Consider the following 14145-nt stretch of genomic DNA (forward strand, 5'->3'; position numbering starts at 1 on the left):
GGAGTGCATCCTTCATAGAATTTTCCTTCTCTCTATCTTGTGATTATTTATCTAGCATCTTCCGTGTAGCCGAAAGTTTCTGGATCGGAAGCTTTCTTTCATAGCAGTCCCCCTATAAGTTATATTTTTATTCCACACCGGTGAAATAAAAGAGACCGAATGGTATCATTTATTGTAGCATGATTCTAGTGAATGGCAAGCCCCAGAATTGCATAATTTGTTTATAATAAATGATTCGAATAAGGTTCATACGGAGAATCTCATGAAAAAAGGGGATAGGATACGGGAAAACATCATTATGAAATCGTCTGAAATTTATAACCAGAGAGGATATGCCGGTACATCGGATAGCGGTTGAAAACTATAATTGAATTTTCACAGTTTAGTTGCCCGGCCTATCTAATGCCTGGTTTCATGGTGAATGGAATACTAGAGGGTAATTGAAGATAGATCTCAATTAAAAAAGGGGATGGTTTTACCAAGGTATCTTAAGCGGTTGACTGATAAAATCAACCGCTTTTTTTACATATGTGCGCCTAGTCAAGTTAGGCACAACCAACCAGTGAAGAGCCGTAGAAGTAAGTATTAAATCACCTCGGACTAAAGTTTTTCTGGTAGAAGAGATCTAGAACTAACGCTCCTCGTTGAAAACTTATTTTCCGGAAGATTATTCTCCTAGTATTATTAATGAGGTTTTCTTGGCTACTTCTTCTTTGTCAAATTCAACTTGCCCAGTAGCCCATAAGTAACCAGCCTCAAGGATAATGTTGGCATATATCGGTACATAAAAACTCTTCTCTATATCTGCGTATGTTAAATCTAAACTTTTTGATAATTTTTTTTTCAACTCTATTAACATTTTATCTTTCAATTGCGGAATTAAACTAAAATAACTGCTGCGACATTGAAAATTTGGTGGTTGATGATAATCACACACAGCTAGAACGAGCTGATGAATGTATTCTTTATCGAATTTCATATTTTCTGATGTGTGTTTTTCAATAACAGCCGCAGCAGATTCATTTACGATGTAATCCAATAATTCGTACTTATCATTGAAATGGGCATAAAATGTAGCTCGATTTACATGCGCTCCTTTTGTCAAATCGGCTATTGTTATTTTTTCAAAATCCTTCTCATTCACCAGATTAACAAACGCACTAATCAAAGACTGCTTCGTTTGAGTTGTTCGTATATTCCTCACTTTTGTTCCCAAGTTCTTCACTCCTATGCTGACATTTTTTCATTTCTGATGTTATAGCAACATTTCAGCTTTATTGTTGGTTGTTCTGTTTAGTCATTCGGTGTATGTTTATTAAAGTAACACTGTTGCTTTAACATATCATAAAAGGAGGGAATATACAATTGAGTTGGGACAGGGTTGATGTATGCGGTAGGGGCAATAGAAATTCTCGCAGTAGTAGGATTACTTTTAGGGTTTTGGAAGAAAAAGCTCGTCCCTGTATTCAGTTCAGTGTTGGTCGTGGTCATGACTGGGGCCATTTTAACGCATATTAGAGCCCATCAAGGATTTGACGTTATCGTTATGCCCTAGGTGCTTCTCGTGTTGTGTTTACTTCTGTTTCTTGGTCACAGAAAAATGCGTAATTAGTCTTTGGCGATATTTGTTGCGATAGTCGCTTTTAAATAAACTGTAACGAATGAGGAGAATAGAGGATGCAAACAATACTTATAACAGGCGGAACGGATGGTATCGGAAAAGGAGTTGCTACACACTTCTTAAAGAAGGGTGACCGTGTAATAGTGGTCGGCAGTTCATCTGCTAAAGGGGAACTCTTCTTAAGAGAGGCTAGACAGTCAGGAGCAAAGGAGAGGGCTTTCTTTCTTCAAGCAAATTTGAGTTTGGTCAAAGAAAATAAGCGCATTATTGAGGAAATAAAAAGCAGGTTCAATTCATTGGATAAGATTGTTTTATGTGCAACCAGTCACAAGACCAGAAAAGAATATTCTGAAACCCAAGAGGGCTTTGAGTTTAGCTTTGGTCTATCTTATTTGAGCAGATTTGTTCTTAGTTATGGCTTAAAAGATGTTTTGGAAAATTCTCTTAACCCTGTGATCCTTAATGTGTGTGCTCCAGGAATGAACGGAACAGTTAACCTGGATGATATCCAATACAAGAGGAACTACAACGGTGGAAAAACGAAATATCACGGCAGCCGATTAAACGACTTACTAGGTGTAGCCTTTGCCCAAAATGATACTATTGGAAAGGTAAAATATATTCTCTTTAACCCTTGGGCTGTCCAAACCGCTGGCACTTTTGATGCCATTGAAAATCCAGTGTTAAGGAGTATTACGAAGCTCCTTTATAAAACAGTGGGTAGACCGGTAGAAGAAGCGGTTCTTCCGATTATCAGTTTGCTTGAAAATCCGCCCACACCTTCTTTATCTGCTTATAAAGTGTGGAAAGAAGTAAGTCTAGCGATGAAAACCTTTGATAAAGAAAATGCTCAAAAGCTTTATAACCAAACAGTTCAATTACTGAAAGGAGTTAAAGCATGATGAAAACTATTGCAATAATTGGTGCGGGTCCAGGGTTAGGATTGTCCCTTGCTAAAAAATTCGGGGAGAATGGCTTCAAGGTAGCTGCAGTTGCGCGCAATCCTGAGAAATTAGCCCTTATCATAAATGAGCTTAACAAGCAAAATATTGAAGTGAAGTCTTATGTTGCGGATATCGCGGATTTGATCGCTCTGAAAAAAGTGCTACAAGCTATTAAACAAGATTTTGGTCATATCGATGTGCTGGAGTTTAGCCCATATGCAGGACCTGAAATATTTAGGCATGTATTACAAACAAAACCTGAAGATGTAATGGAACAAGTAAGTAGTCATTTACTGCCAGTCATTCTTTCTGTCAACGAAGTATTGCCAGACATGATCAATAGTGGTTCAGGAGCGATTCTCTTTACAACAGGTTTATCCGCGATGTTCCCTATGCCATTTACCGGCAATGTAGGAATTACCATGTCAGGTCTTCGCAACTATGCAACAAATCTTCACAATGAATTAAAGGAAAAAGGCATATTTGTCGGACATCTCTCCATTGGCACATTGATTCAGCCAGGTACAGAAGGTGATCCAGATGTCATTGCAGAAGCTTGGTATGATTTATATGAAAGAAAAGATCGCTTTGAACAAACTTTCCCTCAAGGAATTGATCTGACAAAACTGTCGTTTTAATTATTAGGAAATGGCAAACTGGATCGAAAGACTGGGACGCAAGGCCACGATCTCCTGCATGCGTGCGATGCATTCCCGGGTAATCAAAAGACACGTCCGTTAGGGTACGTGTCTTTTTGTCGTGATTTATAAAATGAATACGAGGTGATAATCCATGAAAGTGTGCAAGCCATGCCCCAGAGATTGAAGAAGTCAGCTTCGCTCTATGACCCTGAGATCGTTGTGGACGCAGTGTTGGCCGGGTCATACGAAAACTGCACATTGAGCATTAATGCTCTTTGAGTATAATTGCACTATGGGCAATAATATGTTAAGTTATTGTCATCCCAATGAGAGAGAGGTGTAAAAATCAATGGATAAGCATAGTCTGCGCTATATCAAAAAGGAAGCCACAGCCCACGCCTTATCGGAGGCGGCATTTCAGCTGGCGCTCGAACGCGGTTTGGACGGCTTTGTCGTGGACGAAGTGGCCCAGCGCGCCGGTTATTCTCGCAGGACGTTCGCCAATCACTTTACGTGCAAGGAGGAAGCCGTCGCGTCGGCTGCTTTCCCTTCTGACGATATGGCCGGCGCGGAAGAAATAATGACGGAATTGCCTGAGAGCGCCACACCACTGGATGTGCTGCACCACTGGCTGAAGGCGCAGTTCACCGCAGAGCTGTTCCGTAGAATGCGCGACCTGATGTCGTTATCCATACGATATCCCACGTTAGAGCCGTATATTCTCAGCACCTTCCGCCGGCTGCTAACGGCGGCCCGCGAGACGATCAGCTGTCATTTTCAAGGACGTTATTCGGAAGGATACAGCCACTTGCTCATAGGCGCGGTATACGGAGCGATCCTCCCCGTTATCGACGGAAGTCTCCAGATCCTGTTGCCTGGCGACTCCCCCGAGGAAACGCCCGACGCGGCTACCTTCAGCGAATATTTGGACATTACCTTCGGCTATTTGCGCAACGGCTTCTGATCTCAGATAAAAAAGGAGTGCCATACTGTTATGTCAACGTTTCTCTACAAAATAGGTAAAGCCGCCTACGGGAAGCCCTGGGCCTTCATTGCGAGCTGGATTCTGATTCTGGGCATCGTCGTGGCGATGATCGGCGTCAACGGACTTAACGTCAGCTCGGATATGAAGCTGGAGGGCACCGAATCTCAAAAGGTTCTGGACAAGCTGGTTCAGGAGCTCCCGGAAGCGGCGGGCGGCCAAGCGAGCGTCGTATTCGCCGCTGCAGAAGGTGAGCGTCTCGATACGCCTGAGCGCCTGGCGGAAATCACCAAAGCGATCAACAAAGTCTATGGGCTGGAATATGTGATAAACCCCGCCGAGCTAGCCGCCGCTGCCGCCCAAGGCCAGAGCGCTCAAGCAGCGACACAAACTGAAGGTGCTCAAAGCGGAGAAGCCACGCAAGGCGGCGAGGACACGCGAGCCTCAGTGGCATTGGCGCCCGCTGAAATGCCGCCTTACATGCCGCTGATGATCGACGGCGTGCCGGTGCCCGGCGTACTGATCGCCACCGACGGCAGCGTCGCCCTGTTTCAATTCCAGTTTACCGTCATGCAAACCTCCTTGCCGAAAGGTGTCACGGATTCGGTCGTCGAAGCGGTCAAGGAAGTCGAGAAAGATCCCGGCATAGCCGTGCTGCCGAGCGACTCACTGAATGTCGTAGACATCCCGGTCGGCACGAACGAAATCTACGGCTTAGTCATAGCCGCCATTGTACTCATCGTTACGCTAGGCTCCATCGTTGCAGCCGGTCTGCCTCTGGTAGTCGCGCTGTTCGGCGTGGCGATCGGGGTCGGAGGCGCCTTCGCAATCTCAAGCTTCGTGACCATGAGCTCAATTACGCCGGTATTGGCGCTGATGATCGGTCTGGCCGTCGGCATCGACTATGCGCTCTTTATTGTCAACCGCCAGCGCCGCCTTATTCTGGATGAGGGACTTTCGGCTCGCGAAGCAGCTGCCCGAGCGGTCGGCACCGCCGGAAGCGCTGTATTTTTCGCCGGGTTGACGGTTATCATCGCTCTCTGCGGCTTACTCGTTATCGAAATTTCGTTCCTGAGCCTGATGGCACTCGTCGCTTCGGTGACCGTGTTCCTCAATGTGCTTATCGCGCTCACGCTACTGCCGGCGCTGCTAGGTCTGATGGGGGAACGCATCTGCTCCCGCAAAGCGCGCGAGAAAACCCCTTCCAAGCCAACCAACAAGCACGGCGTCGCGGACCGCTATGTCAAAGGCGTCGTCAAATACCGCTGGCTGGTTATCTTGGGCGTGATTGCCATTCTCGGTTTTGCGGCGATTCCGGCCACCGAAATGAAAATGGGCATGCCCAACGGATCGACCGCGAATCTGGATACGCCTCAACGCCAAAGCTATGACGCGATATCTAAGGGCTTCGGAGAAGGCTTCAACGGGCCGCTGCTGATTGTCGCGGAACCGAAAGATCCTACGGGTACCATTTCCCCGAAAATGTTGGGTGGTCTCGTTCAGGATATTCAGCAGGTGCAGGATGTGTCAGTCGTCTCGCCGCTCGGTTTGAACCAGGAAGGTAACATTGCCATTCTGAGCCTCATTCCGAAGACAGGCCCGACGGACACGGCGACCCGGGATCTCGTGCAGGATTTGCGCGCCGCCAATTCGAGCATTGCGGAAACCTACGGTGTGACCCTCGGAGTGACGGGGTTCACGGCGATCAACATCGACATGTCCTCCAAGCTGGCAGAAGTGTTCCCGATCTATATCGTAATCATTGTCATCCTATCGCTTATCATTCTGCTACTCGTTTTCCGTTCGATTCTTGTGCCGATCAAAGCGACAGTAGGCTTCCTGCTCAGCATTCTGGCGACGTTCGGCATTTCCACCGCCGTGTTTCAATGGGGCTGGTTAAGCGATCTGTTCGGGTTCGACACCGGTGGACCGATCATGAGCTTCATGCCTATCATGGCAACCGGGATCTTGTACGGTCTGGCGATGGACTACCAGGTATTCCTCGTCTCATCTATGCGCGAGGCGCACGTCCATGGGCATCGGGGCGTGAAAAGCGTGATCCACGGCTATGGCCAAGCCAGCCGTGTCGTCGTGGCTGCCGCCATCATCATGGTATCCGTTTTCGCCGGGTTTATTTTCACACATGACATTATGATCAAACAAATCGGTTTCGCGCTGGCCATCGGCATCCTGATCGATGCGTTCCTGGTGCGGATGGCACTTGTCCCCGCGGTCATGGCACTCTTCGGAGACAAGGCCTGGGCGCTGCCTAAATGGTTGGACCGCATCCTGCCGAACCTGGACGTCGAAGGCGACAAACTGATCGCCCAACTCAACGCCCAGGATGCGGTTGCCTCGAAACAATTGCACTGATCAAAAGAAAACGCCGTTGGCGGTATGTCTGTTTTCGCAGGCAACACCGTTGCGGCGTTTGTTTTACTAGAGTGAGTCTTCAAATTTGAAAGAGAAGAAGGAGTGGGGATTAACATTTTCCAAAAGTTAAGAGCACAAGGTATTCTAGCTAGGAGAGATGTAGCAATCTATTCTGAGGGATCGATAGATTCTGCAGAAGTAGAATCAGACTTACTGACTTTGGAGCTAAATTTCATCAATATGGTTTACTCAAGGAGGATTAATACTCTAAATAATAACTTAATTAAGCGTTTACATTACGGGGGATTCGCCTTTTTTTGTCTGAAGATTGTGGAAGGGGAAGATCGTCACAAATCTAAACTGTCACATACGGATCTGCTTAATTACTTCCATCCTTGGATCCGGATTGCAGTTACCCAAAGTATAGGGTATTAATATTGAGAATTTGGATATGAACAAGGGCAAGTGTACGTACTGCATAAAGAAAACAAGGAATAATATGTATAATTTAGTCAGCAAGCTTTATTGAATCTGGAAAGCTTGCTGGGATCTGGACAGCAGATTCATAACGAAAAATCAGAGCATTAGCTTTTTTTGTATACCGTAAAGTAATAGCCGGCGTTTAACGACGAGATCCATTGAGAAGCTGATCCGGAAATACTCAGCAGCCTTTGGAAACCAGCATTAATTAAACTAATGAGAAGATGAGAAGTCTGATGAATAGAATAGTCTTGATGCAATAAGTTTAATTTTCTTATCAACGGACAATATAGATTAATAACTCGACTTGTTACATGGTTTCTATAGAACATATTCACAAAACCCGTATTTTGTACATATGTGTGTGAGTAAGAATTAGTCCTCCCATTGACTTAAAAATTGTTTTGTCGGTGGAAAAGAACATGGTCCCATTGTCGACAAAGCCCCTATTCTGGGCATAAAAAAACAACTCAATTGGAGCTGTTTTCAATAATCATTGCTTCTTTATATAATATGACCATTGTTCTTGAATCCACTCCAATGTATCTTTATTTACCCGTTTCCCCTTACTTATAAGAACATATTCTTCCAATAACAATTTGATGTCATCAGTTATTGTATTAGTAAGCAGCTCATATCCAAATCGTCCTCCACTTCGGGCTACATCATTGCTTCGAATATTGGAACGATATAAGCGTCTAAATCAGAATCTTTAAATTCCGGATGTTGTTCTAGAATTGATCTAGCTATGAAATTAGCACTATTATTTATGGATTCAGCTATCTTGAAATTTCTTGCTTCACTTATTAATAGAAATTGATACAAATGTATATATTCTTCTATTTCTTTTGGAAATTGATTCGTTTCCAGAATAATATTGATGAGTAAACTAGCCTTGGATTCTATCACTTCAGCAAGAAAATTCTCCATTCTGTTATCGGCCCCATAAAAGTTATGCCGATGGCACATATCTTTTATTGACGAATTTTGAATGTACTTGGAGTTTGTGAGGTTAAAAGTATCTATTGCTTTTATGTTGTTGGAGAAGTTTCTTAAATAAAACTTTGGAACAAAATGCTGCCTATTTTTATCAGCCATGAGTTCACCTTAATTCGATATAATTGAATAACCTTAACTCCTAAAGAGGTGCCAAATGCATTTTCACACAATGATGTCCTGGTGATGCATCTATGCCTCATGCAATCGTGCTCAGTTTCCGATAGATCAGACCGTTTACCTGGAATTGCTATCCAAGGATACCCGCGGATAACGAAAAAGCAGATCGATTGAACCAAAGCATGAAAATTAACTTTCCAATTAAACTTCAACCGTAGGAGCCGCCTTAGCATAGGAGTCTTCGTCGCAGCCAAGATTCATTTTTCTTCCCTAAATGTAGATCAAGGAGCAAGATCTCCGTGGATCTTGCTCCTTGTTTATTGTGTTTTGGTGTACTTCACTGGATGATCACATGACCGACTGCAGCGGTGTACATTCAACTATCGTTTCCCGAGGGAGCTTAAAGACTCGATCGATGTTCGGACGAGATTTCCCAACGATAATAAAGTATTCATGTCTATCACGCTCCCGTCCGGCCCGACCTTCTTAGTGACAATGCGCACTGCCCGCTAAACACACCAAGAAGACCGCTCGGTGAGCGGTCTTCTTGGTCTGTGTCTTCTTGGTCTGTGTCTTCTTGGTCTGTGTCTTCTTGGTCTGTGTCTTCTTGCTCTTGTTCAACTGCTGGTACTTCCTCCACCATCGTTCGATCAGGCCATGCCAGCGATAGAACAGGGTGCTTCGAGGGGATCTATGGATGACTCCGAAATCTGGGTCTCCGTAAACCTCCGAGCCGAGGACATGAATGGAGTCGTGGAGCGAGGACGTCAGCAGGAACCGGCCCAGTTCATCCGAGGACTTGAACGAGCCCATACGCTCCACGATACGGTCCTCGGCTTCCTGCAGCTGGCTGTCCCAGCCGGGGCTGGCTTTGACAGCCGATGGGATCCGGGACCATGGCGTCACTCTTTGGAGATTGAGCCCTTGGGCCTTATACCATCGCAGGGCTTTTCTCAAAAAACTTCGATGAAACCGAAGGAACGAAATGCCATCGCCCGGACGCACGTCCCGATTCATATGGCTCATATGCCATCGGGCATGCTCATCCATAAGCCTTTGGGGAAAGTTGGGAATCTCCGCCATATGCTTCATCCTCTTTCTGAGTATACATTCGTATCTGCATTTTCATATGAGTGCTTCTTTTTATGTATATGTCAGCATGCTGGCGTTGGCTTGGGCGATAGCCCCTTCCCCAGTTGTCCCCCTACTCCCCTTCCAGCGACGTACAGATCAGGGTTCCCCAACCCTGCTGCCGCCCGGTAAACTGTTAATGAGCACAACGACAAAAGACAATCACACGTTACAACCTCTGCAATACTAGTCCTTTGCTCGGACAAGAACATATTTTATTGAAAGCACTGCTGGATGCGGTTTTTTTGATTTATTGACACGTCATTGTATAATTCACTTCCACTTCCCACCTTTCACATTAACGCCTCTTTGGATGGATATGCCCTATGTGATCATGCTTTTTTTTTTGCACTTCAGTTTTATCATTAGTTTGCATACCATTCCTCATTCCGTCACTCGATACCCATTCTTTAATTGTCATATATTAAGAGAATTCCTTTTTAGAGAGGTTCAATCTTTATCCCTGCACAATAAGAATAAGCAACCTTACGGGAATGACTGGTATCCGAACTCAATACCAAATTATTTTTCAAAATTTATGCTTCCGAATCCATGAGACCGATGAATTCCCGGATCGGCTGTCGTCTATATAAACGAAGGCATAAATGAACACAAACAAATTTGACGAAGAGGTGTTTTGAAAATGGCATTAACGTCCACATTTACGAGCTTCAACTTGCCTGTAAAGTAATGCAAGTTGACCAACTATCGCAGCTTTCACGTCCCCTTTTCCTATTGATATACGACAAAAAAGCCTAATCCAATGACCAGACATTTTGTTTTGTTACTCTTACCGAATTGGGTTTTATGTTAGTCATGCTCATTAGTTTCGTGGCTCTCGGTTTTGCAACATATGCCTTAACTCAATAACTTCAAATATTTCAATAACTTCAAATATTTCAATACCTTCAAAAAAAGCAGACCCATTTTAAATGCTGCCTGCTTTTTGCTGGATACGTTCAGTAATGATAACAAGTCAACCGATGGCTTGGTTCGGACGCTAGCACTCCATCTGCAAAGCGCATCCTAGTGGAAATTTCTACCTGCACCGGCGACGCTGCAGCGTCACATTCGAATCCATCCATGTGCTAAATAATCGCAACCTAAAAAATTGAAGCAGTAAACCCCCTCTTCAGCCACCATTGAACAAAGAAAGTAAAGTAGTAGATTAAGTGTCACTGGTTGATTCAACGACCATTCCCGCCAGAGTGCATGTCTAGCAAAAACAACATTAGAAAAATGACGTTATCCTCCCTTCCGACGAATATGTTGTAATTGCTGTATTATGTGCGAAACGAAGTCTTCTCCTATTTAGTTTTTGTTCAGATCCTATAATAGGATGTTGCCAGATATGTGTTTAGCGGTTCATTTTGTTTGATGAAAACAAAGTCTTAGACTGCCGCTGTTGTCGTTCCACTAACATTCCCCGTAAGCGTAATCACCTTAAGTAACAAGGTTATCTTACCGTCTGGTAAACGAGACCTATGGCTCCAGAATCAAAGGTCTTGTTTTCGATTAGCTTAAGATTGATCTTCTCCTTGAGACCTTGGAATAACGGCAATCCCTTACCGATCAGGACGGGAGAAACCGTAATTTTATACTCATCAATTAAATCAAGCTGCATAAGGTGGTGTGCAAACCTAGGACTGCCGAGGATGATTATATCCTTGCCTGGCTGCTGTTTGAGGTTATTGATCTCTTCCTCGACAGCTTCTTTCACGAGTCTGGAATTATTCCATTCGACTTTCTCCAGCGTCGTGGAAAAAACGATTTTGGCCGTCTTTTCGATCCACTCGGCATGATTCCGTTCATGCTGCGAAGCTGATGGGTTCGAAGGCACAGATGGCCAGTAACTGTGCATCATCTGATAAGTCCCACGTCCCCAAATGACAGTGTCGGCAGTACTCAGAATTTCTTTCGAATGCTTTTCCAAATCAGCATCGTAGGAAACCCAACCAATGTCCATTTCACCATTCGGCCCTTCTACAAAACCATCAAGCGATGCGTGAAGAAATAGAACGAGTTTTCTCATTTTCAGTTCTCCTTTGTTCATGAGGCATGTCTACATTAACTACATTTTAGCAGAATTCAACTTGGGTTGTTTTTTTTACGTGACTTCTTAAATACAGTATATTCCTTATTGGACTTTATCAAACTTAATATCTTTTCGGCACATTCTGTTGGATTCATCTCTTCCGTATTTACTTCGAGGTCATATTCATCAAAGCAATATACTTTGCTAAACTGTGAAGCTGCTAGTCCAATCCGTCTATCTCCTCTTGTTTGCTCTCTTCTTATGAGTTCTTCTTTCGAGCATATTACACCTATAAATAACGTAGGCTGATCGAAAAATTGATCAACAAACTCATTAAACCTTTTGTCATTGTCGATTATGGTATCTACTATTACATTAAAACCAAATTCTAATAACAATTTAATTGTCGAATGGAACACTGAGAATATGGAATCATCAACTATTTGTGAGACAACTTGATGATCTATTTCCTTTGGAGGTTCATCTGGAAATTTATTATTAATAAAATCATTGTAATTTTTAAAAAAATCATCAATTGATAAATGATAAAAAGGAATCTCCTTCTGATTTATCAGTTCAGTCGATATAGAGGTCTTTCCGGAACTTGAAGTTCCATTTAGATAAACTAATATCCCTTGCTTCAATTTAATCATCCCTTCAAAAATAATCTTTGCGTAGTTTTCAGATAACGTTATATTCACAAAGTTTATACAATTATCTAAATCATAAAATATTCGAGAAACGATTGAACTATCCTGCCTGTCTAACGCCGCCGCGCCAGTATAGAACTTTTTTTCATCAGACTAAAAAAAACCAGCCATGTCAAGTGGCCGGCTACTGCTTACGATCCAGCAACAGGCCACCGATTATACCGGTAGCCTGAGTGGCACTATCGTTCCACGTTGACGAAATATCGGTCGCCCAATGGAAATCGTTGCGTCCTTTTTTAAACATTCAATGCCTTGAGTTTCATTCTTACAGAAAAGGTATACCCTATTGACTCTAATAACAACATAGCTTCCTTATCCTGCTCATTAACCATCGTATAGATTTCGTTTCGACCATTCTTAATATTTCCCGAACCGAAACCTATTACGTATCCATCCAGTCACGCACAGAGAATTCCTTCCAAGCCCTCACTCGTGTTCGGTTATGTTTGTCATGGTTTGCTTGCTGTTGCACTTTTTGAATTAAACAAAGAAAAAACAAGTGAGGATGAGGGTTACACCCACGACGAAATGCTCCGTGGCCTCTTCCACACTCGTTGCCAGGTTCGAATAAGCAACCACAAAGGCTCTCAGCGAATCTTTATTGAGAGAGACATACAAGTGGTCAATTTGCAAGGCTACATGCGGCTTAACCGCAGTACTCTCTCCATGATAGGGAGCCCAAGGCAAGCGTGTTTTCCCCATCGTCATATTGGTTGAGTCAATGAGCAGCAGCTCTTTAAAAAGTCTATTTTTCGCCTCGTTTTTAACGAGTTAACAGCTCTTTACCTACCATTTAGTGGTTAATCAACAGACCTGGTCTACTATATTACTAACGCATTATTACCCTATTTGTACAAATGTTAGTGAAGACGCATTAGAACCACTTATACCATTTGGTGCAAATGAAAGGGTTACTGTCGGTAAGTTACTAGAGATTAAACCAATTGAAACATGGTCTCCTGCTGCTAGACTAAGAATATTAGTTAGATTAAGTTGCGTTGTTCCGTTTATGTTTCCTGTATTACCAAAAGAATTTAAAAACGGTACTGCTATCCCTCCCCCATTGACCTGTATTCCAAAAGTTCCAGAATTTTCTGCAGCGAGATTGACCATTGCTGACACTTCATAAATACCAGCTACATTTACGGTAACGGAACCATCTAGATTTAATGTAAATGCTCCAGGAGTGTTTATAGGTGCTGCACTTGCACCAGTCACAGGAATAATAGTTCCAGAAGTCATGACACCGGAAGGGATAAACGGTCCGATGGTAGTGATATTTGTAAATGAACCGTGGACACCAGATAAAGTTCCTGTTGGACCTGTAGCACCTGTTAGCCCTGTAGGACCTGTAGCCCCTGTAGCCCCTGTAACTCCTGTGACTCCTGTGACTCCTGTGACTCCTGTAACTCCTGTAGGACCTGTAGTGCCTGTAGTGCCCGTCAGCCCTGTATCTCCTGTAGCTCCTGTTGGACCTGTAGCTCCTGTTGGACCTGTAGCTCCTGTAGTGCCTGTAGCCCCTGTAGTGCCTGTAGCCCCTGTAACTCCTGTAACTCCTGTAGCCCCTGTAACTCCTGTAGCCCCTGTAACTCCTGTAGCCCCTGTAGCTCCTGTAGTGCCTGTAGCCCCTGTAGCTCCTGTAGTTCCTGTAGCACCCGTTAGCCCTGTAGGCCCCACGGGTCCGCCGGCTGGCCCTGTTGGCCCTGTTGCCCCTGTCGGGCCGAGAAGCGATGGCGCTGCAAGAACGCTATCCAATTTGGTAGCCAGCAGTAGCTCTTTCTTGATAAGCTCCGTCATTGTACTTTTTACGCTACTATTAATCGCAAGCAAATCGTCGATGGTTGCCGGAACGCTGAGCCCCGGCAAAGTACCTACCGCATATTGGATTTTCTCAGCCTCGGCATTAATAACGTGACCTAGACCCAGTTCTTCGATCGCAATTGACGCCAACAACAAATTCAATGCATCTTGTCTTGTTACGGTAATACTAGGCGTAATATTCGGAATATTCGCTTGTGACACCAATAACACCCTCCCTTATCGCCTTCATTCGTCTCAGTTATACTATGCTGTTCAAGAATTTTGGCGACAAGAAGTTCGACAAAAAGCAAA

11 protein-coding genes and 1 pseudogene are annotated in these 14145 nt (G+C 44.0%); 5 read left to right on the top strand and 7 right to left on the bottom strand.

Annotation, left to right across the window (positions count from 1 at the left end):
- Positions 1–667: 667 nt before the first annotated feature.
- Positions 668–1216: a TetR/AcrR family transcriptional regulator gene (locus tag ACFVU8_RS04505; protein WP_379463910.1), complete on the bottom strand. Its 549-nt coding sequence runs from the start codon at positions 1214–1216 to the stop codon at positions 668–670.
- A gap of 168 nt (positions 1217–1384) precedes the next feature.
- Here ACFVU8_RS04505 and ACFVU8_RS04510 point away from each other — a divergent pair, with 168 nt between their 5' ends.
- The 5 genes from ACFVU8_RS04510 to ACFVU8_RS04530 all read left to right on the top strand — a co-directional run bounded on the left by ACFVU8_RS04510 (position 1385) and on the right by ACFVU8_RS04530 (position 6561).
- Entirely contained in the window at positions 1385–1555 is a 171-nt protein-coding gene (locus ACFVU8_RS04510; RefSeq protein ID WP_379463898.1) for a DoxX family protein, read from the top strand.
- 122 nt (positions 1556–1677) lie between these two features.
- A complete protein-coding gene (locus ACFVU8_RS04515; protein WP_387425980.1) occupies positions 1678–2523 on the top strand; it encodes an SDR family NAD(P)-dependent oxidoreductase in 846 nt (281 codons plus the stop codon).
- Positions 2520–3203 carry an SDR family NAD(P)-dependent oxidoreductase gene (locus tag ACFVU8_RS04520; RefSeq protein WP_387425981.1) on the top strand — a complete coding sequence of 228 codons (684 nt, stop codon included), beginning with the start codon at positions 2520–2522 and terminating at the stop codon, positions 3201–3203. The genes ACFVU8_RS04515 and ACFVU8_RS04520 overlap by 4 nt, the downstream gene beginning before the upstream one ends.
- A 352-nt stretch (positions 3204–3555) precedes the next feature.
- Complete coding sequence (locus ACFVU8_RS04525; protein ID WP_387425982.1) at positions 3556–4170, top strand: TetR/AcrR family transcriptional regulator; 615 nt, start codon at positions 3556–3558, stop codon at positions 4168–4170.
- A gap of 30 nt (positions 4171–4200) precedes the next feature.
- The gene (locus ACFVU8_RS04530) at positions 4201–6561 is read left to right on the top strand and encodes an MMPL family transporter (RefSeq protein ID WP_387425983.1); all 2361 of its coding nucleotides are present in this window, start codon (positions 4201–4203) and stop codon (positions 6559–6561) included.
- 1140 nt (positions 6562–7701) lie between these two features.
- Here the strand turns inward: ACFVU8_RS04530 and ACFVU8_RS04535 are convergent.
- From ACFVU8_RS04535 to ACFVU8_RS04560, 6 genes and pseudogenes are all read right to left on the bottom strand, one after another.
- Complete coding sequence (locus ACFVU8_RS04535; RefSeq protein WP_387425984.1) at positions 7702–8139, bottom strand: DUF4238 domain-containing protein; 438 nt, start codon at positions 8137–8139, stop codon at positions 7702–7704.
- Positions 8140–8643: 504 nt separating this feature from the next.
- On the bottom strand, positions 8644–9240 hold the full coding sequence (locus tag ACFVU8_RS04540; RefSeq protein WP_387425985.1) for a hypothetical protein: 597 nt from the start codon (positions 9238–9240) through the stop codon (positions 8644–8646).
- A gap of 1504 nt (positions 9241–10744) precedes the next feature.
- The gene (locus ACFVU8_RS04545; protein WP_379463886.1) at positions 10745–11320 is read right to left on the bottom strand and encodes a dihydrofolate reductase family protein; all 576 of its coding nucleotides are present in this window, start codon (positions 11318–11320) and stop codon (positions 10745–10747) included.
- 56 nt (positions 11321–11376) lie between these two features.
- Entirely contained in the window at positions 11377–11967 is a 591-nt protein-coding gene (locus ACFVU8_RS04550; protein WP_387425986.1) for a chloramphenicol phosphotransferase CPT family protein, read from the bottom strand.
- A 699-nt stretch (positions 11968–12666) separates the two neighbouring features.
- A pseudogene (locus ACFVU8_RS04555) lies at positions 12667–12780 on the bottom strand (IS4 family transposase); the annotation flags it as partial.
- A 93-nt stretch (positions 12781–12873) separates the two neighbouring features.
- A complete protein-coding gene (locus tag ACFVU8_RS04560) occupies positions 12874–14055 on the bottom strand; it encodes an alpha-helical endospore appendage domain-containing protein (RefSeq protein WP_387425987.1) in 1182 nt (393 codons plus the stop codon).
- Positions 14056–14145: the final 90 nt, after the last annotated feature.

Origin of the sequence: Paenibacillus sp. NPDC058177 (genome assembly GCF_042883835.1) — a bacterium.
Classification (GTDB): Bacteria; Bacillota; Bacilli; order Paenibacillales; family Paenibacillaceae; genus Paenibacillus_AQ; species Paenibacillus_AQ agri.